Source organism: Jiangella sp. DSM 45060, from assembly GCF_900105175.1.
In the GTDB taxonomy this organism is placed as follows: domain Bacteria; phylum Actinomycetota; class Actinomycetes; order Jiangellales; family Jiangellaceae; genus Jiangella.
This window is the reverse complement of record NZ_LT629771.1, coordinates 4,411,355-4,430,314: the sequence shown is the minus strand read 5'-3', so window position 1 is coordinate 4,430,314 and position 18,960 is coordinate 4,411,355. Positions and strand designations below refer to the sequence as shown.

At 73.3% G+C, this 18,960-nt stretch carries 14 protein-coding genes; 5 read left to right on the top strand and 9 right to left on the bottom strand.

Translation table 11 applies throughout. The annotated features are described in order from the left end of the window. The 3 genes from BLU82_RS19725 to BLU82_RS19715 form a co-directional block, all read right to left on the bottom strand. On the bottom strand, positions 1–750 hold the full coding sequence (locus BLU82_RS19725; protein ID WP_092622804.1) for a cupin domain-containing protein: 750 nt from the start codon (positions 748–750) through the stop codon (positions 1–3). A 110-nt stretch (positions 751–860) separates the two neighbouring features. After that, positions 861–2,990 (bottom strand): PhoX family phosphatase, encoded by a 2,130-nt coding sequence (locus tag BLU82_RS19720; protein WP_092622803.1) that lies wholly within the window; start codon positions 2,988–2,990, stop codon positions 861–863. A gap of 197 nt (positions 2,991–3,187) precedes the next feature. Further along, entirely contained in the window at positions 3,188–5,311 is a 2,124-nt protein-coding gene (locus tag BLU82_RS19715; RefSeq protein WP_092622802.1) for a PhoX family phosphatase, read from the bottom strand. Between the two features lie 958 nt (positions 5,312–6,269). Between BLU82_RS19715 and BLU82_RS19710 the strand changes: the two genes are divergently transcribed. After that, positions 6,270–8,000: an aminotransferase class V-fold PLP-dependent enzyme gene (locus BLU82_RS19710; RefSeq protein ID WP_092622801.1), complete on the top strand. Its 1,731-nt coding sequence runs from the start codon at positions 6,270–6,272 to the stop codon at positions 7,998–8,000. Between the two features lie 19 nt (positions 8,001–8,019). Here BLU82_RS19710 and BLU82_RS19705 read toward each other — a convergent pair whose 3' ends face one another. The 5 genes from BLU82_RS19705 to BLU82_RS19685 are packed head-to-tail and all read right to left on the bottom strand — an operon-like array spanning position 8,020 to position 11,951. After that, entirely contained in the window at positions 8,020–8,466 is a 447-nt protein-coding gene (locus BLU82_RS19705) for a hypothetical protein (protein ID WP_092622800.1), read from the bottom strand. Further along, positions 8,463–9,794, bottom strand: coding sequence for a DUF58 domain-containing protein (locus BLU82_RS19700; RefSeq protein ID WP_092622799.1), 1,332 nt, complete (start codon positions 9,792–9,794; stop codon positions 8,463–8,465). Before BLU82_RS19700 ends, BLU82_RS19705 begins: the two co-directional genes overlap by 4 nt. Next, positions 9,791–10,768 (bottom strand): MoxR family ATPase, encoded by a 978-nt coding sequence (locus BLU82_RS19695; RefSeq protein WP_092622798.1) that lies wholly within the window; start codon positions 10,766–10,768, stop codon positions 9,791–9,793. The genes BLU82_RS19700 and BLU82_RS19695 overlap by 4 nt, the downstream gene beginning before the upstream one ends. Continuing rightward, complete coding sequence (locus BLU82_RS19690) at positions 10,765–11,229, bottom strand: hypothetical protein (RefSeq protein ID WP_092622797.1); 465 nt, start codon at positions 11,227–11,229, stop codon at positions 10,765–10,767. The genes BLU82_RS19695 and BLU82_RS19690 overlap by 4 nt, the downstream gene beginning before the upstream one ends. Continuing rightward, on the bottom strand, positions 11,226–11,951 hold the full coding sequence (locus tag BLU82_RS19685; protein WP_092622796.1) for a DUF4129 domain-containing protein: 726 nt from the start codon (positions 11,949–11,951) through the stop codon (positions 11,226–11,228). The genes BLU82_RS19690 and BLU82_RS19685 overlap by 4 nt, the downstream gene beginning before the upstream one ends. A 109-nt stretch (positions 11,952–12,060) precedes the next feature. Between BLU82_RS19685 and BLU82_RS19680 the strand changes: the two genes are divergently transcribed. Further along, complete coding sequence (locus BLU82_RS19680; protein ID WP_092622795.1) at positions 12,061–12,696, top strand: vitamin K epoxide reductase family protein; 636 nt, start codon at positions 12,061–12,063, stop codon at positions 12,694–12,696. 9 nt (positions 12,697–12,705) lie between these two features. Here BLU82_RS19680 and BLU82_RS19675 read toward each other — a convergent pair whose 3' ends face one another. Further along, complete coding sequence (locus tag BLU82_RS19675; protein WP_092622794.1) at positions 12,706–13,920, bottom strand: TerC family protein; 1,215 nt, start codon at positions 13,918–13,920, stop codon at positions 12,706–12,708. A gap of 208 nt (positions 13,921–14,128) precedes the next feature. Between BLU82_RS19675 and leuS the strand changes: the two genes are divergently transcribed. From leuS to BLU82_RS19660, 3 genes are all read left to right on the top strand, one after another. Further along, positions 14,129–16,981, top strand: a complete 2,853-nt coding sequence (leuS, locus tag BLU82_RS19670; RefSeq protein WP_092622793.1) for a leucine--tRNA ligase — start codon at positions 14,129–14,131, stop codon at positions 16,979–16,981. A gap of 5 nt (positions 16,982–16,986) precedes the next feature. After that, complete coding sequence (locus tag BLU82_RS19665) at positions 16,987–17,964, top strand: DegV family protein (protein WP_197682338.1); 978 nt, start codon at positions 16,987–16,989, stop codon at positions 17,962–17,964. A gap of 408 nt (positions 17,965–18,372) precedes the next feature. Then, positions 18,373–18,831: a VOC family protein gene (locus BLU82_RS19660; RefSeq protein WP_172885651.1), complete on the top strand. Its 459-nt coding sequence runs from the start codon at positions 18,373–18,375 to the stop codon at positions 18,829–18,831. The last annotated feature ends 129 nt before the right edge of the window (positions 18,832–18,960 follow it).

Below are 18,960 nucleotides of genomic sequence, written 5' to 3'. Positions count from 1 at the left end.
TTATCCCACGAGCGCGGCCACGTCCCAGGTGCGCAGCCGGCCGCACATGCCGTACCGGTAGGGCTGTTCGCGCCGCTCACCGACGTGCACCGACGCGGCGTGAAGGTGGCTCGCGTCGGCGCCGGCGAGGGCGGTCAGCACGCGGCCGGTCTCGTCGACCTCCGCGCGCACCGACCGCGACCACGTCGACTGCCAGCCGGGCACCTTGGCCGCGACCAGCGCACCGGCCCGCTCGTACAGCGACGACAGCGCGGCCGGCCCCTCCACCTCGACGCGGCGACGGAGGTCGGCGAAGCCGGCCAGCGCGAGGTCGCGGCGGGCCCGGGCCGCGGCGGCGATCGCATGCTCCGCGAGCCCGGAACCAGGCCCAGACGGCAGCGCGGCAGCCGCCGCATACTGCACGGGATCGGCCAGCACCTCGTCGGGGAAGGTGAAGACGGCGTCGCCGGCCTCGGGCAGTCCGGCGTTCTGCATGACGACGACGATCTGCAGGCCGCCGTCGTTGACCAGCCGGTGCACCGTCCCCGGCGTGAACCACAGCACGGTGCCGGCGGTCAGCGGGTGCGAGCCCACACCTTCGGCGCTCAGCGTCTCGAGCCGGCCGCTGCCGCCGACCACCACGTACCCCTCGCCCGACGCCGTGTGGAGGTGCGGCGACCCGCCGGCCAGTCCGTCGTCACCGGGCCAGTCGTAGACGGTGAGATGGCTGACCGCCGTTCCGCCGGGGAACCCCGGCCGCCCTGCACCCATACGACGAACCTCCTGCGCGACGCGGACGGAAAGCGCTCTCCCACCCTACGCGGAGTCCGGGAACGGCGAAAGGGCCCCGGCAGGCTGCCGGAGCCCTAACGGGACGAGCGTCAGTCGCCGATGAACGGACCACCCGTCGGGCTCTTGCGCCACACCGTGACCACGGACGGCCGCGGCTGGTCGCCGTACGGGAAGGTCGAGAGGGGGTTGTCCGGCGAGGCGCCGCTGCCCTCACCCGGGTGCTGCACCGCGATGGTGGCGGTGCGGCCGTCCGGCGTGATGAACGGGCCGCAGCACTCGGCGCCGCGCGGCACCGACGCGAACCGGCGGACATGCCCCTTGTCGTCGCCCTCGACCGGCATGACGAACAGGCCGTCGGCGATGCTGCTGGCGCCGGGCATGCCGTCGGTGGAGATCCAGAGCCGGCCGGCTGGGTCGAAGGCCACGTTGTCCGGGCAGGACATGTGGCTGACCTGCGACTTGTCGTAGCCGTCGTAGTAGGTCGACGGGTCGGACGGATTGCCCGCCAGCACCAGGATCCGCCAGGTGAAGGTGAGCGCCGCCGCGTCGTTGCCGTCCTCGTCGATGCCGACGATGTGGCCCCACTTGTTGTTCAGACGCGGGTTCGGCTCCTCGACGCCGGTGGACGCGTTGCGCGCGGTGTTGTTCGTCAGCGCGATGACGACGGTGCCGGTGACGGGGTTGCGCTCGACGTCCTCGGGGCGGTCCATCTTCGTGGCGCCGACCTTGTCGCCGGCGAGGCGCGTGAAGGTGAGGACCTCCTCGACCGACATGCCGTCGACCTTGCTCTTGCCGCCGACGACGAGCGGCAGCCACTGGCCGGTGCCGTCGAACTCGCCGTCGGAGGGCAGCTTGCCGGTGCCGTCGATCTCGCCGGCCGGGCTGTCGCCGGTGAACTTCGCGACGTAGAGGTCGCCCTCCTCCAGCAGCCGCAGGTTGGAGTCGCGGTCGCGCTTGCTGTTACCGGGGCGGTACGCGTTCTTCGAGATGAACTTGTACACGTAGTCGAACCGCTCGTCGTCGCCCATGTAGGCGACGGCGCGGCCGTCCTCGGCGATGGAGATGGTCGCGCCCTCGTGCTTGAACCGGCCGAGCGCGGTGTGCTTGCGCGGGGTTGAGTCGGCGTCGAACGGGTCGATCTCGACGATCCAGCCGAACCGGTTCGGCTCGTTCGGCTCCTGCGCGAGGTCGAAGCGCTTGTCCGTCTTCTCCCAGCCGCGCTCGGTGCCGGCGGCGGTGCGGATGCCGTACCTGGCGTAGCGGGCCGCGACGGCCGGGTCGGTGATGGCCGCCGACGCGCCGAAATACTGGTTGAAGTTCTCCTCGGCCGTGAGGATGGTGCCCCACGGGGTGGTGCCGCCGGCGCAGTTGTTCAGCATGCCGAGGATCTTCGTGCCGGTGCGGTCGGCGCTGGTCTTGAGCAGGTCGCTGCCGGCCACCGGGCCCGTCACGGCGAACTGGGTCTTGGTGTGGATGCGCCGGTTGTAGCGGCGGCGGCCGGTGACGGGCAGCCACTCGCCGGTCTCGGCGACCCGCTCGATCTCGACGACGGAGCCGCCGTGCGCGGCCTGCGAGATGAGCAGTTGGTCGACGGTCGCCGCGGCGGCGCCGGTCCAGCCGCGGAACATCAGCTCCTCGTTGGTGTACTCGTGGTTCACCCAGAGCAGGCCCTTGGTGAAGTTGCGGTCCAGCGGCAGGATCGCCACGAAGTCGCAGTTGTAGCCGAACTGCTGCAGCTGCGCGGCCTCGGTCTGGTGGTCGAAGTCGAACTCGGGCGCGCCCGGCAAGATCGGGTCGCCCCAGGCCACCGTCACCGACCAGTCGTAGCCGTTGGGCACGACGATGGTGTCGAGCGTATTGTCGCCGACGGAGCGGAAGCCGACCGGGCGGCCGCGCTCGGGCACGTCCGGGAAGCTCGGGTTCGGCGGCTTCGGGCCGGACGACGTCGTGCTCGCCGGGGCAGCGGCGGCGGCCAGCGCGCCGCTCCCGACACCGGACCCGACGACCAGCGCGGCCACGGCGCCGCTGCGGAGCAGGCCGCGCCGCGACATCGCCTTGTTCACCATGTCGCCGAAGTACTCGTTGTCGCTCTCGTTCGGCACCGGGTGGAAGCAGGCGTCGGCGCAGCGGTACTTGCACGTCATGGCGCTGCGGCCGCCGTGCACGCCGCCCAGGACGGGCAGCAGGCGGCGGCGCTGGGCACCTTCGGGTTCGGGCATGGGAGTCCCTTCGTCACAGCTCCGGCACGTTCTCACCAGAACCTAGGAACTGGTGCGAACGGGAACCACCACGTCAGGACGAACAGCAGGTAAAGGACAAATGAGTTAGGAGAGCCTGTGCTAAGGCTCTGACCAGGGGTGGGACGGTGCCGACGCGCGGACGAGGAACGCCGGCCCGCCCTTCCCACCCCCCGAGCTCAGTCCCCGATGAACGGGCCGCCGGTCGGGCTGGTGCGCCAGACGGTGACGACGGACGGCCGCGGCTGGTCGCCGTAGGGGAACGTAGACGCGGGCGCCTCGGGGGAGGCGCCGTCCTCCTCACCGGGATGCTGGACGGCGATCAGCGCGGTGCGGCCGTCGGGTGTGATGCACGGGCCGCAGCACTCGGCGCCGACCGGGACCGAGGCGAACCGGCGCAGGTGGCCGGCGTCGTCACCGTCGAGGGGCATGACGAACATGCCGTCGTTGGCGCCGACCGACCCCGGCATGCCGTCGGTGGCCAGCCAGAGCCGTCCGGACGGGTCGAACGCGACGTTGTCGGGGCAGCTGATCATGCTGACCTGTGACTTGTCGAAGCCCGCGTAGTACGTCGACGAGTCGTCGGGGTCACCCGCGACCAGCACGATCGACCAGGTGAACGTCGTCGCGGCCGCGTCGCCGCCGTCCTCGTCCAGCGCGATGACGTGCCCCCACCGATTGGTGGCCCGTGGGTTGGCCTCGTCGGCCTGAGCGGGGGTGCGGCGATCGTTGTTGGTCAGCGCCATGAAGACGGTGCCGGTGACGGGGTGCGGCTCGACGTCCTCGGGGCGGTCCATCTTCGTCGCGCCGGCGCGGTCGGCGGCCAGCCGGGTGAACACCAGCACCTCCTCGACGCTCATGCCGTCGACGGCGCTCTCGCCGCCGCTGACCAGCGGCAGCCACTCGCCGGCGCCGTCGAACAACCCATCGGACGGCAACCGGCCGGAGCCGTCGATCTCGGCGGCCGGGCTGTCGCCGGTGAACCGGGCGACGAAGAGGTCGCCGTCCTCGAGCAGGGCCAGGTTGTGCCGGCGGTCGCGGTCGCCGCTGCCGGTGCGGAACCGGCCCGACGACACGAACTTGTACACGTACTCGAACCGTTCGTCGTCGCCCATGTAGACCGCGACCCGGCCGTCCGCCGTCAGCGCCGTCGTCGCGCCCTCGTGTTTGAACCGGCCCAGCGCGGTGAGCTTGTGCGGCGTCGAGCGCGGGTCGTACGGGTCGATCTGGCAGACCCAGCCGAACCGGTTCGGCTCGTTCGGCTCGCCGCTGACGTCGAAGCGGGCGTCGGCGCGCTCCCAGGCGCGGCTGGTGCCGGCGGTGGTGCGGATGCCGTAGCGGGTGTATCGCGCGGCCGTCTCGGGGTCGGTGACGTCGGCGGACGCACCGAAGTACTGGTTGACGTTCTCCTCGCCGGTCAGCACGGTGCCCCACGGCGTGGTGCCGCCGGCGCAGTTGTTCAGCATGCCCAGGACGGTCGTTCCCTCCGGGTCCGCCGCCGTGCGCAGCAGGTCGCTGCCGGCGGCCGGGCCGGTGACGCGGAACGGGGTGCCGGCGTGGATGCGCCGGTTGTAGCGCCGGCGTCCGTCGACGGGGCGCCACTCGCCGGTGTCGCCGACCCGCTCGATCTCGACGATCGATCCGCCGTGCGCCGCCATCGCGATACGCAGCTGCTCCACGGTGGCGCCTTCCGCGCCCGTCCAGCCGCGGAACATCAGCTCCTCGTTCGTGTACTCGTGGTTCACCCAGAGCAGCGCGCGCTCGAAGCGGCGGTCCAGCGGGTAGACGGCCACGAAGTCGCAGTTGTAGCCGAACTGCTCGCGCTGTGCGGCCGCCGTCTGGTGCTCGAAGTCGAACTCCGGCGCGCCACGGAACAGCGGATCGCCCCACGCGATGGTGACCGACCAGTCGTACCCGTTCGGGACGACGACGGCGTCCAGCGTGTTGTCGCCGACCGGGCGGAAACCGACCGGCCGGCCGTACTCGGGTGCGTCCGAGTGGTCCGGCCTGGGCGGGACTGCTGTGTCGGTGGGGCCGCCGCCGGATGCGACGGCGGCCAGGGTGCCGGACCCGCCCCCGACCACGACGGCGGCCGCGACGGCCCCGCCCCGGAGCAGGCCGCGGCGGCTGACGGCGGCCTCGACGATGTCGCCGAAGTAGGCGTTGTCGCTGGTGTTGGGTGCTTCGTGAGCGCAGGCGTCGGCGCAGCGGTAGCGGCAGGTCATGGCGCTGCGGCCGCCGCGAGCACCGTCGAGCAGCGGGAGCAGCCGCCGCCGGCCGGGGACGTCGTCGAGGTCGGGCATCGGTGTGACTCCCTCTGCCGGGGGCACGAACGTGGTGTCACAGCGTAGGTAAACATTCACCCGTTGGCTACCAAAAAGTCACGAAACGCGTGACGGCGGTTTCCGCGGGCTCCGGGTGGTCCGCGCCCGGGCGGCCGGCTGGCGGTTCGCCGGCGGTGACCAGCCGGGGTTCACGCCGGGGGATCGATCGGCCGTTCACGCTTGGTTAACGCGGCCCGCCCGTAGGGTGGGTGCCCTCCCGGCTGGGAGGGGCCCGACCCCTGCGCCGACTTCGAGCCTCCGCCGGCCGGCCGGGCGGCAGGTCACGTCCGGTGTTGACCAGCTGGCGGTTCACGCCTGGTTAACGCGGCCCGCCCGTAGGGTGGGTGCCCTCCCGGCCGGGAGGGGCCCGACCCCTCCGCCGACCTCCAGCCTCCGCCCGCCAGGCCGGCCGGCCTGGCGGTGATCAGGTGACGTACTGCCACGGTTGGCGGCCGGTACGTCACCTGATCGTTTCTTGTCCACCTGGTGGAGATGATCAGGTGACCTACCGACCCAGTCCGCGGCGTGTTCGTCCCCTGATCGTTCCTCCGAAGATGATCAGGCGACCAAGCGGGGTCAGAGGGTTGACGCCTGGCCGGGCACGGGTTGATGCCTGCTGGACCGGCCGGCGTTCACGCCTGGTCAACGCGGCCCGCCCGTAGGGTGGGTGCCCTCCCGGCCGGGAGGGGCCCGACCCCCACCGCCGACCGCGAACCGCACCGCTGCCCACCGCGAACCGCACCGCTGCCCACCGCGAACCGCACCGCTGCCCATCCCTGCCGACCGCGAACCGCACCGTCGGCAACCACCGAGCCGCACCATCGGGCGACCAGGACCGCACCGGCGGCAACCACCGAGCCGCACCACCAGCGACCACGAACCACTCCAGTGGCCCCCAGAGGGTGCATCCTGGGAGAACACGGAAGAGGGGGCCGGCATGGTCACGACGTCGCTGATCGAGCGCATACGCCGCGGCATCATCGGCGAGGGCGAGGTCCTGCACGGGCCGTACGGCGCCCGCCGCATGACGTACGCCGACTACACCGCGTCGGGACGGTCGCTGGACTTCATCGAGGACTTCGTCCGCGAGCAGGTGCTGCCGCTCTATGCCAACACGCACACCGAGAGCTCCGGCACCGGCCTGCAGACGACGCTGCTGCGCGAGGACGCCCGCCGGACCATCCGCGAGTCCGTCGGCGGCACCGACGACCACCTGGTCGTCTTCACCGGGTCCGGCGCCACGTCCGCCGTCAACAAGCTGGTCGCGATCCTCGAGTTGCGGCTGCCGGCCGGCGCGCCCAAGCGGCACGGCGTCCTGTACGACGTCCCGCAGAACCGGCCGGTGGTGTTCGTCGGGCCGTACGAGCACCACTCCAACGAGTTGCCGTGGCGCGAGACCATCGCCGACGTCGTCGCGGTCGACACCGATGCCGACGGCCACATCGACCTGCGCCAGCTCGACGACCTGCTGCGGGCGTACGCCGACCGGCCGCTGCGCATCGGCAGCTTCTCGGCGGCGTCCAACGTCACCGGCGTGCTGACGAACGCCGACCGCATCGCGGCCCTGCTGCACGAGCACGGCGCGCTGTCGTTCTGGGACTACGCCGCCGCCGGGCCGTACGTCCCCATCCGCATGGCCGAGAGCGCGCCCGGCGCCGGCGACCACAAGGACGCCATCTTCCTGTCGCCGCACAAGTTCGTCGGCGGGCCGCAGACCCCCGGCGTGCTGGTGGTCGACCGCGCGCTGGTGCGCAACGAGGTCCCGTCGGTCCCCGGCGGCGGCACCGTCGAGTTCGTCAGCCCCGACGAGCACCGCTACCTCGACGACCCCGTCGCCCGCGAGGAGGGCGGCACGCCGGCCATCGTCGAGTCGATCCGGGCCGGGCTGGTGTTCGGGCTCAAGGACGCCGTCGGCACCGACCTCATCCAAGAGCGCGAGGAGGCGCTCTGGCGCCACGCGCTGCGCCGCTGGCGGGACGTGCCGCAGATCGACGTGCTCGGCAACCCCGACGTCCCGCGGCTGTCCATCGTGTCGTTCCGCATCCGCCACGGCGCCCGCTTCCTGCACCACAACTTCGTCGTCGCGCTGCTCAACGACCTGTTCGGCATCCAGGCCCGCGGCGGCTGCTCCTGCGCGGGGCCGTACGGCCACCGGCTGCTGTCCGTCGGTCCGGACGAGTCGCGCGGCTTCCGTGACGTCGTCGGCGTCGGCTGCGAGGGCATCAAGCCCGGCTGGACCCGCCTGAACTTCAACTACTTCATCTCCGACACCGTCCGCGACTACCTGGTCGACGCGGTCGCGCTGATCGCCCGCGACGGCCAACGCCTGCTGCCCGACTACGGCTTCGACCCGCACACCGGGCTGTGGCGGCACCGCGAGGGGACGTCGCGCCCGCCGGTCCGGCTGACGGGGCTGCGCTACGACGAGCAGGGCCTACTGGTCGGCGCCGAGCGGCACGAGCGGGTTGGTGAGGACGCGCTCGCCGAGCACCTGGCCGACGCGCGCGACGTGCTGGCCGGCCGGCCGGACGACGTCGAGGACGGGCCGACCGGGCTGTCGGACGAGTTCGAGGCGCTGCGCTGGTTCACGCTGCCGCCGTCGTGCGTGCTGGCGGGCGACACCGCGGTCGAGGTGCTTGTCGACGACCGCTGCGCCCACCACCCCTGACCGCGGCCGGCCGCGTCAGTCAGGAGAGCGCCCACGCCAGCAGCACCAACAGCTGGCCGGCGGCCTGCGCTACCGCGAAGCGGCGCAGCGAGGGCAGCAGCGCCGCCCACTCCACCGTCGACCGCGGCGGCACGACGGCGGCCAGCGACGCCGTCACGTGGGTGGCGTGCGCGCCGAGCACCGCGAGACTCAGCCAGCCCGTGATCGCGCCGTCGGCAGCCAGCCCGCACAGCGCGCACACCGCCAGGAACGCCGTCGTCGCGTGCGAGGCCGGCAGCGCCGTCGCCGAGCCGCCGGCCAGCAGCGCCACCGCCAGCACGACCGGCGACACCGGCGTCCAGCCGGCCACCGCGAGCACCGTCACCACGACGGACGCCGCCAGCGCCGGGCGCAGCGCCCAGCCCGGCAGCGCCGGTCCCAGCGCGCCGGGCGCGCCGGGCGCGCCGGGCGCGGCCGCCGCCGTCACCGTCGCACCCCGCGGGCGAGCAGCCGCAGCCGGGCCAGGCCGAGACCCAGCGCCGCCGGGTCGGCCGCGCTGACGGGCACGCCGGCCGCCTCCAGCGCCCGGATCCGTTCCTGCCGCTCGGCCAGCACCAGCCGGGCCGCCAGCGTCGTCGCGGCGTCGGCGGCGTCGAGGACCAGCGGCGCCGGCAGCACGTCGACCGCGACCACCGGATGCCCGCGCCGCCGCCACGTCACCGCGAGCGTGCCTGGCGCGTCGTCCAGGAAGACCGAGGTGACGACGACGATCGCGCCCGGCGGCAGCCGCGGGGCGTGCCGGGGCGCGGGGAGCGCGTCGCCCGATCCGGGCCGCCGCGTGTGCCGGGCGAGGTGCGTGCGCAGCCGGAGCAGGTGCCGGCGGCCACTGCCCAGGTGGACGGGGTCGAGCGGGCGCGCGAGGTCGAGGATGCCGACGCGGTCGCCGTGCTCGATGTAGGCGGCCGCGACCGACGCGACGGTGTCGACGGCGACGTCGATGCTGGTGCGGCCGGGCCGTTCGGCGTGCTCGCCGAGGTCCAGCCAGGCGGCGACGTCGGCGGGGAGGTCGTAGCGGTTGTCCAGGCAGCAGACGACGTCCGCGTCGGCGTCGACCAGCGTGTGCCGCGTATAGAGCGTCTCGCGCGGGCCGGCCTGGCGCGCCGTCACCCGCCAGTCGATGCGCCGCAGCCGGTCACCGGGCTGGAACGGCGACACGTCGTGCAGTTCGGTGCCCTCGCCGGGACGGCGGGTGCGGTGCGCGCCGACCATGCCGGCCGGACGCGGCGGCAGCGGCCCGGGCGGCAGGGCGGGCGCGACGGCGGGCAGCACCTGCGCGGTGTACGGCGTGCCGGCGACCGGCCCGGCGACCAGCAGGCCGTCGGCGGCGGCCGCGAGGTGGTCCGGACGGGCCAGCTGCTGCGCACCCCAGCGCGGCGCCGTCACCTCGACCACCAGCTGCCGCTCGCCGTCCGCGGGCGCGGCCACCGCGACGGCGTCGGCGTCGCCGCCCGCCTCGGCCGGCGGCAGCACCGTCGCGACCAGCTGCGCGTCGGACGGCCCGAGCCGGACCGCGACCGGGACGGACCGGCCGGCGTCGAGGATCCGCGGCCCGATGGCGCGCACCTCGGGCGGCGGCCGCCGCGCACGCCGTTCGGCCGCCGTCCCCAGCGCCAGCGTGGTGCCCACGACCAGCGGGACGCCGAGCAGGACGAAGTCCGCGCGGCCCAGCGCCAGCCCCGTCGCGGCCAGCAGCGCCGGCAGCAGCAGCGACCGGGCCAGCGCCGGCGTGGCCCGCCAGACGAGGTCGCGGCTCATCGGCCCGAGGCCGGGCCCGGGACCTGTCCGAGCACCTCGGTGACGATGTCGGCGGTGCGCAGGCGGGTGGTCCACGCCTCCGGCGTCAGTGTCAGCCGGTGCGCCAGCGCGGACACCGCGACCTCCTTCACGTCCTCCGGCAGCACGTAGTCGCGGCCGTCGAGCACCGCGAGCGCCCGTGAGGCGAGCAGCAGCGCCAGCGACCCGCGCGGCGACGCGCCCACCTCGACCGCCCGGTGCCGCCGCGTGGCGGCGGCGAGGTCGACGCAGTACGCGACGATCGACGGGTCCGCGTCGACGCTCTCGACGCCGGCCTGCAGCCCGCGCACCGTCTCGGCGTCGACGACCGGCTCGACCTCGGCCGCCTCCTGACGCCGGGCGATGCGCCTGGCCAGCACCTGCGCCTCGTCCGGCGGCTCCAGGTAGCCCGCCGACAGTCGCAGCATGAAGCGGTCCAGCTGCGCCTCCGGCAGCGGGTAGGTGCCCTCGTACTCGACCGGGTTCGACGTGGCCAGGACGTGGAACGGCCGCGGCAGCGCGAACGTGCGGCCCTCCACCGTCACCTGCCGCTCCGCCATCGCCTCCAGCAGCGCCGACTGCGTCTTCGGCGGCGTCCGGTTGATCTCGTCGGCCAGCAGCAGGCCCGCGAACACCGGTCCCGGCCGGAACCCGAACTCGCGCGTCCCGGGATCCCACACGAACGACCCCGTGACGTCGCCCGGGAGCAGGTCGGGCGTGCACTGGAGCCGGCGGAACTCCAGCCCCAGCGCCGCGGCCAGGCTGCGCGCGGCCAGTGTCTTGCCCAGTCCCGGGACGTCCTCGAACAGGACGTGCCCGCCGGCCAGGATCGCGGCCAGCGCCAGCCGCAGCGTCCGCCGCATCCCGACGACCGCCGTCCCGACGCCGTCGAGGACCTCCGACCCGACGCGGGCCACCTCGGCGACCGGGAGGGCCGTGCTGCTGGAGGTCGTCATGGACCGGCTCCTTCTGGCTTGTCGAGTCGTTCGATCGCGCTCAGCACCGCGTCGACGTCGCGCAGGCTGGGCCGCATCGCCGCGGCGGACAGCGTCGCATGCACGTCGTGGCCGAGCGCCTCGGCCGCCCGCGGATCGTCCCACTCCAGCCCCAGCCGTCGCAGCCTGGCGGCGGCGAGCGAGCGCAGCCGCTGGTGCAACGCGGGGTCGTAGTCGTTCTCGTAGCGGCGTAGCCGGTTGGCCAGCCGCCACACCTGCCCGGACCCGCCGCCGGACGCCGGCTTCGGCCGGGCCGGCCAGCGTCCGTACCAGCCGGGCTCGATGCCCAGCACGGCCAGCGTCCCGGCCGTCACACAGGCGCCGATCAGGATCGGCCGCCCGCCCTGGACGCCGAACAGCCAGGTCACGGCCCCGGCGGCCGCGCCCAGCAGGACGGCCCGGACGAGCACCCGGCGGCTCATCGGGCCGCCGCCGTTCCGATCGTCTCGACCACCAGGCCGAGCGCCCGCCGCGCCGCGTCGACGTCGTCCGGCCCGAGGTCCGGCCGGGCCGCGAACCGGGCCCGGTGGTACAGCCCGAGCAGCGTCGCCACCGCACCCTCGTCGGCGTGGTGACGGCGCAGCAGCGCGGCCGTGAACTCCGTCGGCGTCTGGGCCGGGTCGCGGGCCGCCCCAGTGCCGGCCGCGGCCGACTCCAGCGCCAGCCACGCCGCCACCACCGCCGCCGCGGCGTCCGGCGCCGGTCCGGCCAGCGCGGTCGCGGCCGAACGGGCGCCGTCGCGCAGGTCGTCGGCGGCGCCGGGGTCGTCCAGCGCCTCGACGTGCCCGCCGAGCACCGTCCGCCGGCGCGCCACCCGTCCCCGCAGCTCCGGCAACAGCCGTCGCAGCAGGTAATAGGCGAGGTACGCCGCGGCGAGCGCCGCGATCGTCAGCACGACCGGCCACGGCACGGAGAACCCGCCGGTCCCGCCGTCGGGAATCGGCTGCCCCGTCTGCCCGAGGTCGAACGTGGGCGGCGGCTCGACCGGCTCGACCCGCGCGGGATCGGCGGTGCCGCTCAGCCAGCCCGGCTCGCGCACCTCGGCCGGCCCGACGGCCAGCGCCAGCACGACGACGAGCGCCGCCACCGCGACGACGGCAGCCGCCAGCGGCCCGCCGGTGGAACGTCGCCCTGACCAGTGCATTGCTGCAATCCTCGCATATGGTCAAAGGACCATCGGCCCCTGCGGCACCAAACGCGGGTAGCGTACGTTGAGGAGCCGTCGGATCCCTACGAACAACCCCGGGTGAGTCATGGCCGTGCAGGAGAAGGAACACCTCGAGGACGCCGAGTTCGAGCTCCCCGAGACGCGTGCCTCGATCAAGGTCCTCGGCTGGCTGCTGGCCGTCGGCGGCGCGATCGGCCTGTTCGCGTCGGCGATGCTGGTCATCGAGCGCATACGCCTGCTCGAGGACCCCGCCTACACGCCCTCCTGCAGCTTCAACCCGATCGTCACCTGCGGCACCGTCATGGAGAGCTGGCAGGGGTCGCTGTTCGGCTTCTCCAATCCGATCATCGGTGTCGCGGCGTTCCCGGTCGTCATCACCGCCGGTGTGGTGGCGCTGACGGGCGCCAAGCTGCCGCGCTGGTTCTGGCTCGGCCTCAACACCGGCGCGCTGGGCGGCGCGGTGTTCGTCACCTGGCTGTTCACGCAGACCACGTACTACATCGGGGCGCTGTGCCCGTACTGCATGGTCGTCTGGGTCGTCACCATCCCGATCTTCGTCTACACCACCGGCTACAACCTCTCCGAGGGGCACCTCAAGGCGCCCGCATGGCTGCGCAGGACCGTCGTCGAGAGCCGCGGGCTCATCGTCACGGTGTGGTTCCTGATCATCGCGATGCTCATCACCATCGAGTTCTGGGACCGCTGGTACCTCGTGTTCTGACCCCCGCCGTCAGTGGTGCGGGCCGGTCGGCGCCTCGCCGCGCGACACCGCCGCGTCGTGGCTGGCCTTGGCCCGGTCGGCCAACTCCAGCAGGCCGTCGGCGTCGCGGGCCATCTGCCGGTACCTCGGGCCGAGCGCGATGATCTGTTGCTTCTCGTCGACGAGGCACTGGAAGATCCGCTCCCGCTCGGCCGGGTCGGCGGTGTACTCGGAGTCGAGGTAGGCGGTCGCGTGCCGGCGGGCGTTGGCGATGGCCGTCTGTGCCCGCCCCGTCCGGCTGACCAGCGACGCGACGATCGTCACCACCAGCACCACGACGATGACGCCGAGCGACAGACCGGTGCTGAGCTCGACCACCTCGACCGGCTCGCCGTTGTTGACGAACGGCAGGTTGTTCTCGTGCAGCGCGTGCAGGATCAGCCGCACGCCGATGAACCCCAGGATCACCGCCAGCCCGAAGGCCAGATAGATCAGCCGGTCCAGCAGCCCGTCGATGAGGAAGTACAGCTGGCGCAGCCCGAGCAGCGAGAACGCGACGGCCGTGAACACCAGGTACACGTTCTGCGTCAGCCCGAAGATCGCCGGGATGGAGTCCAGCGCGAACAGCACGTCCGTGCCGGCCAGCGCCACCATCACCAGCACCAGCGGGGTCATCGCGCGGCGGCCGTCGCGGACGGTGAACAGCCGGCCGTCCTCGTAGTCGTCGGTCGTGTGGAACAGCCGCCGGGCGAGGCGGACGGCGACGTTCTCGCCCTCGTCCGGTTCGCCGCCACGCGGCTTGAGCATGTTGCCCGCCGTCACCAGCAGCACCAGCCCGAACACGTAGAACACCCACGCGAACGTGTTGATCAGCGCCGATCCGACGAAGATCAGCGCGGTGCGGGCGATCAGCGAGAACGTGATGCCGAACAGCAGCGCCTTCTGCTGGTACTCCCGCGGCACCCGGAAGCTGTGCAGGATGACGAGGAAGACGAACAGATTGTCGACCGACAGCGCCTTCTCGGTGAGGTAGCCGGCGAAGTACTCGGTGCCCATCGCCGCGCCACCGAACACGAGGACGCCCAGGCCGAACGCGATGGCGATGCCGACGTACAGCGCCGACCACACGGCCGCCTCGCGCAGCGTCGGGACGTGCGCCTTGCGGACATGGACGACGTAGTCGAAGGCCAGCAGCCCGGCGATGCCGGCCACCGTCAGCGTCCACACCCAGCCGGGGACGTCCATGACCGCAACCCTAGGGCCGCCTGCCCGGCCGGTGCGCTATTCTGGCAACGTGCGAGGCCTGCTGCTCCTTATCGGGCCGCGCTGACTTGAAACGGACGCCCTCCAGCGGCGTCACGTCGGCGCGGCTGACCCCTCCTGCGTGAGGGGTCCCTTCTTTTAGGTGCCAGTTAGTTCCGGGCCCCCGACCACAGATGAGGGACGAATTCCGATGAGCCAGACGCACACCGGCCCGACGACCACGCCTGCCGACGACGCGCCGTACCGCTACACCGCCGAGGTGGCCGGCCAGATCGAGCAGAGCTGGCAGGACCGCTGGGAGCACGAGGGCACGTTCAACGCGCCCAACCCCACCGGCCCGCTGGCCGAGCCCGGCGCCGAGCTGCCCGAGCACAAGTTCTTCGTGATGGACATGTTCCCGTACCCGTCCGGCAAGGGCCTGCACGTCGGGCACCCGCTGGGCTACATCGCCACCGACGTGCTGGGCCGCTACCGGCGCATGCGCGGCGACAACGTCCTGCACGCGCTGGCCTACGACGCGTTCGGGCTGCCGGCCGAGCAGTACGCCGTCCAGACCGGCCAGCACCCGCGCAAGACCACCGAAGAGAACATCGCGACCATGCGGCGGCAGCTGCGCCGGCTGGGGCTGGCGCACGACAACCGGCGCACGTTCGCGACCATCGACCCCGGCTACGTCCGGTGGACGCAGTGGATCTTCCTGCAGATCTTCGAGTCCTGGTACGACGAGTCGGCGGGGCGCGCGCGGCCCATCGCCGAGCTGGTCGCCGCGTTCGAGGACGGGTCGCGTCCGGTGCCCGGCGGCGCGTCCTGGAGTGCTCTGAGCGAGGTGGAGCGCCGTCGCGTCATCGACGACCACCGGCTGGCGTACGTGTCCGAGTCGCCGGTGAACTGGTGCCCCGGGCTGGGGACGGTGCTGTCGAACGAAGAGGTCACCGCCGACGGCCGCAGCGAGCGCGGCAACTTCCCGGTGTTCAAGCGCAACCTGCGCCAGTGGATGATGCGCATCACCGCCTACGCCGACCGGCTGATCGACGACCTGGACCGCATCGACTGGCCCGAGAAGGTCAAGACGATGCAGCGCAACTGGATCGGCCGGTCCACCGGCGCGAACGTGCGCTTCGGCACCGACGCCGGCCCGCTGGAGATCTTCACGACGCGTCCCGACACCCTGTTCGGCGCCACGTTCATGGTGGTCGCGCCCGAGCACCCGCTGGTCGACGCGCTGACGCCGTCCGCCTGGCCGGCCGACGCCCGGCCGGCGTGGACCGGCGGGCACGCGACGCCCGCCGACGCCGTCAGCGCCTACCGCGCCGAGGCCGCCGCGAAGACCGAGGTCGAGCGGCAGACCGAGGGCCGCGACAAGACCGGCGTGTTCACCGGGTCGTACGCCGTCAACCCCGTCTCCGGCACCCGCATCCCCGTCTTCGTCGCCGACTACGTGCTGATGGGCTACGGCACCGGCGCCATCATGGCGGTGCCCGGCCAGGACGAGCGCGACTGGGAGTTCGCGACGCGGTTCGAGCTGCCGATCATCCGCACGGTGCAGCCGCCGGACGGCTTCGACGGCGAGGCGTACGTGGGCGAGGGACCCGCCGTCAACTCTGCCAACGACGAGATCTCGCTGGACGGCATGGGCGTCGCCGAGGCGAAGGCCGCCATCATCGCGTGGCTGGAGTCGAAGGGCACCGGCGAGGGCACCGTCACCTACCGCCTGCGCGACTGGCTGTTCAGCCGGCAGCGCTACTGGGGCGAGCCGTTCCCCGTCGTGTACGACGAGAACGACCAGCCCATCGCGGTGCCCGACTCGCTGCTGCCGGTCGAGCTGCCCGAGGTGCCCGACTACTCGCCGCGCACGTACCCGCCCGACGCCGCCGACAGCGAGCCCGAGCCGCCGCTGGCCCGCGTCCCCGAATGGGTGAACGTCGAGCTGGACCTGGGCGACGGTCCCAAGACGTACCGCCGCGACACCAACACCATGCCGAACTGGGCCGGTTCCTGCTGGTACGAGCTGCGCTACCTGGACCCCGCCAACACCGACCGGCTGGTCGACCCCGAGGTCGAGCAGTACTGGATGGGCCCGCGCGCCAACGGCGACGTGGGCGGCGTCGACCTGTACATCGGCGGCGTCGAGCACGCCGTGCTGCACCTGCTGTACTCGCGGTTCTGGCACAAGGTGCTGTTCGACCTGGGCCACGTGTCCAGCGAAGAGCCGTTCCACAAGCTGTTCAACCAGGGTTACATCCAGGCCTACGCCTATGTCGACGCGCGCGGGTCGTACGTGCCGGCCGACCAGGTCGTCGAGTCCGGCGACCAGTTCCTGTTCGACGGCGCGCCGGTCACCCGTGAGTACGGGAAGATGGGCAAGAGCCTGAAGAACATGGTCACGCCCGACGACATGTACCGCGACTACGGCGCCGACACCTTCCGCGTCTACGAGATGTCCATGGGCCCGCTGGACCTGTCCCGGCCCTGGGAGACCCGCGCCGTCGTCGGGTCGCTGCGGTTCCTGCAGCGGGTCTGGCGCAACATCGTCTCCGAGCAGACCGGTGCGGTCGTCGTCGGCTCCGATCCGGCCGACGACGCCACGCTGCGGGTGCTGCACCGCACCATCGACGCCGTACGCACCGACATGGAGGCCATGCGGTTCAACACCGCCATCGCCCGCATGATCGAGCTGAACAACCACCTGACCAAGCTGGACGTCGTTCCCCGCGAGGCGGCCGAGGCGCTGGTGCTGATGCTGGCGCCGGTCGCGCCGCACATCGCCGAGGAGCTGTGGTCGCGGCTGGGCCACCCCGGCTCCCTGGCGCGCCAGCCGTTCCCCGTGGCCGACCCTCGGTACCTGGTCGAAGAGACCGTCACGTGCGTCGTCCAGGTCGCGGGCAAGGTCCGCGACCGCCTGGACGTCCCGCCGTCGATCACCGAGGACGACCTGCGGGAGCTGGCGCTGGCGTCCGAGGCGGTGCAGCGGTCCCTGGACGGCCGGCCCGTCCGCACAGTGGTCGTGCGGGCGCCCAAGCTGGTCAACGTCGTTCCGGGCTGACGTCCGTGACCGGGCGGGTCGCGGTCGTCACCGACTCGACGGCACACCTCGCCGCCGCCGACGTCGACGAGCACGGCATCCGGGTGGTGCCGCTCCAGGTGGTCGTCGACGGGGTCGCGGTGGACGAATGGACGCCTGGGGCCGGTGCTGGGTTCGGGCCTGGAGCTGGGTTCGGGCCTGGCTCTGAGCCCGGTTCTGGGCTCGGGGCCGGCCGCCTGGGTGAGCGAGGCGGCCGCGCGGGCGGCGTCGGCGTCCAGACCCGGTTCGGCCCGCGGGAGGTGGCCGACGCGCTGCGGGCGCACGTGCCCGTGACGACGTCGCGGCCGAGCCCGCGCGTGTTCCTCGACACCTACGAGTCGGCCGCCGCCGAGGGGTTCGGCGCCGTCGTGTCCGTGCACATCTCCGGCAGCCTCTCCGGCACGGCCGACGCGGCCCGGCTGGCCGCCCGAGACGCGCCGATCCCGGTCCACGTCGTCGATTCGCGGTCGCTCGGCATGGGGCTCGGCTTCGCGGTCCTGGTGGCGGCGTCGGCGGCGGAGCGCGGGCTGATGGCGGACGAGGTGGCGGCGCTCGCCCTCGACCGCGCCGTTCGGTCGTCCGCCTTCTTCTACGTCGACACGCTCGAGTACCTGCGTCGCGGTGGGCGGGTGGGCGCCGCGTCGGCCGTGGTGGGTACGGCGTTGGCGATCAAGCCGCTGCTCCACCTCCGCGACGGCTGGGTCGACCTCCTCGAGAAGGTGCGCACGTCGGCGCGGGCCCGCGCCCGCCTCGAAGACCTCGCCGTCGAGCGTGCCCTGGCCGCCGATGGCCGCGTCGACCTCGCCGTCCACCACCTCGACAACGCCGCCCGCGCCGATGAACTCGCCGCCCGCCTCGCCGACCGCCTCCCCACCCTCGGCTCCGTCGTCGTCACCGAAGTCGGCGCGGTCATCGGCGCCCACGTCGGGCCTGGCCTGCTGGCCGCCGTGATCAGCCCGCACTGACCCGCCCCCGCCGCCCCCGTCGCCGCTGCCACCCGGCCGGCCGGCCCGCTCTGCCCGCCCCGTCACCGTCCCGCCCGGACCCCGGGCTCGCCCGCACTGAGGCCCCGCAGTGGGCCGCCGGCCCGCCCGGCCGCCCGCCCCGTCGCCGTCCCGCTGGGTCGCCGGGCTCGTCCGCACTGAGGCCCCGCAGTGGGCCGCCGGCCCGTCCGGCCGCCGGCCCGCCCGGCCGCCCGCCCGTCGCCGTCCCGCTGGGTCGCCGGGCTCGTCCGCACTGCCCCTGCGCCGACGCGCGCCGTCACCGTGCCCTGCTCGTCGCTTCTCGCCCGCCCTCGGGCCGTCAGCCCGCCACTGTCTGACCCGGAGGCCGTCGGTCCGGAGGTTGTCGGTGGCGGCTGGCAGGATGCGAAGATGCCGATCGCCTCCGAGATCTTCAACCTCACCTTCGACGCCGCCGATCCGCGCCGGTTGGCCGAGTTCTGGGCGCTGGCGCTCGGTTACCAGCTCGAGCCGCCGCCCGAGGGCTTCGCGACCTGGGACGAAGCGCTCGCCGCCTGGAACGTCCCGGAGGATCAGTGGGACTCCGCCAGCGCCATCATCGACCCGGGCGGCGTCCTGCCGCGCATCTTCTTCCAGCGGGTCCCCGAGCCCAAGACCTCGAAGAACCGCGTCCACCTCGACGTCCGCGCCTGGCGCTACACCGACGCTTCCGGAGGCCGGCCGCCGGAGGCCGACGTCCAGGCCGCCATCGCCGCCAAGGTCGCCGAACTCGTCGCCGCCGGCGCGACGGTCAGCGGCACGGTCGAGCAGTCCGGCAACGCCTGGACCGTCCTCCACGACCCCGAAGGCAACGAATTCTGCATCGTCTGACCCGGCGTCTCCCATCCCGGCGGCGGTCCACTCCGCTGCTGGACCCGGCCGACTCGCTGGTCTTCGGCCGCTTTGGTGCGGCGGTCGGTAGTGCCGCTGGCCCTGGTCGGCTCGCTGGTCTTCGGCCGC

Coding starts and splice junctions, on each gene's coding strand:
- BLU82_RS19725 (WP_092622804.1), bottom strand. CDS start 750: ATGGGTGCAGGGCGGCCGGGGTTCCCCGGCGGAACGGCGGTCAGCCAT.
- BLU82_RS19720 (WP_092622803.1), bottom strand. CDS start 2,990: ATGCCCGAACCCGAAGGTGCCCAGCGCCGCCGCCTGCTGCCCGTCCTG.
- BLU82_RS19715 (WP_092622802.1), bottom strand. CDS start 5,311: ATGCCCGACCTCGACGACGTCCCCGGCCGGCGGCGGCTGCTCCCGCTG.
- BLU82_RS19710 (WP_092622801.1), top strand. CDS start 6,270: ATGGTCACGACGTCGCTGATCGAGCGCATACGCCGCGGCATCATCGGC.
- BLU82_RS19700 (WP_092622799.1), bottom strand. CDS start 9,794: ATGAGCCGCGACCTCGTCTGGCGGGCCACGCCGGCGCTGGCCCGGTCG.
- BLU82_RS19695 (WP_092622798.1), bottom strand. CDS start 10,768: ATGACGACCTCCAGCAGCACGGCCCTCCCGGTCGCCGAGGTGGCCCGC.
- BLU82_RS19690 (WP_092622797.1), bottom strand. CDS start 11,229: ATGAGCCGCCGGGTGCTCGTCCGGGCCGTCCTGCTGGGCGCGGCCGCC.
- BLU82_RS19685 (WP_092622796.1), bottom strand. CDS start 11,951: ATGCACTGGTCAGGGCGACGTTCCACCGGCGGGCCGCTGGCGGCTGCC.
- BLU82_RS19680 (WP_092622795.1), top strand. CDS start 12,061: ATGGCCGTGCAGGAGAAGGAACACCTCGAGGACGCCGAGTTCGAGCTC.
- BLU82_RS19675 (WP_092622794.1), bottom strand. CDS start 13,920: ATGGACGTCCCCGGCTGGGTGTGGACGCTGACGGTGGCCGGCATCGCC.
- leuS (WP_092622793.1), top strand. CDS start 14,129: ATGAGCCAGACGCACACCGGCCCGACGACCACGCCTGCCGACGACGCG.
- BLU82_RS19660 (WP_172885651.1), top strand. CDS start 18,373: ATGCCGATCGCCTCCGAGATCTTCAACCTCACCTTCGACGCCGCCGAT.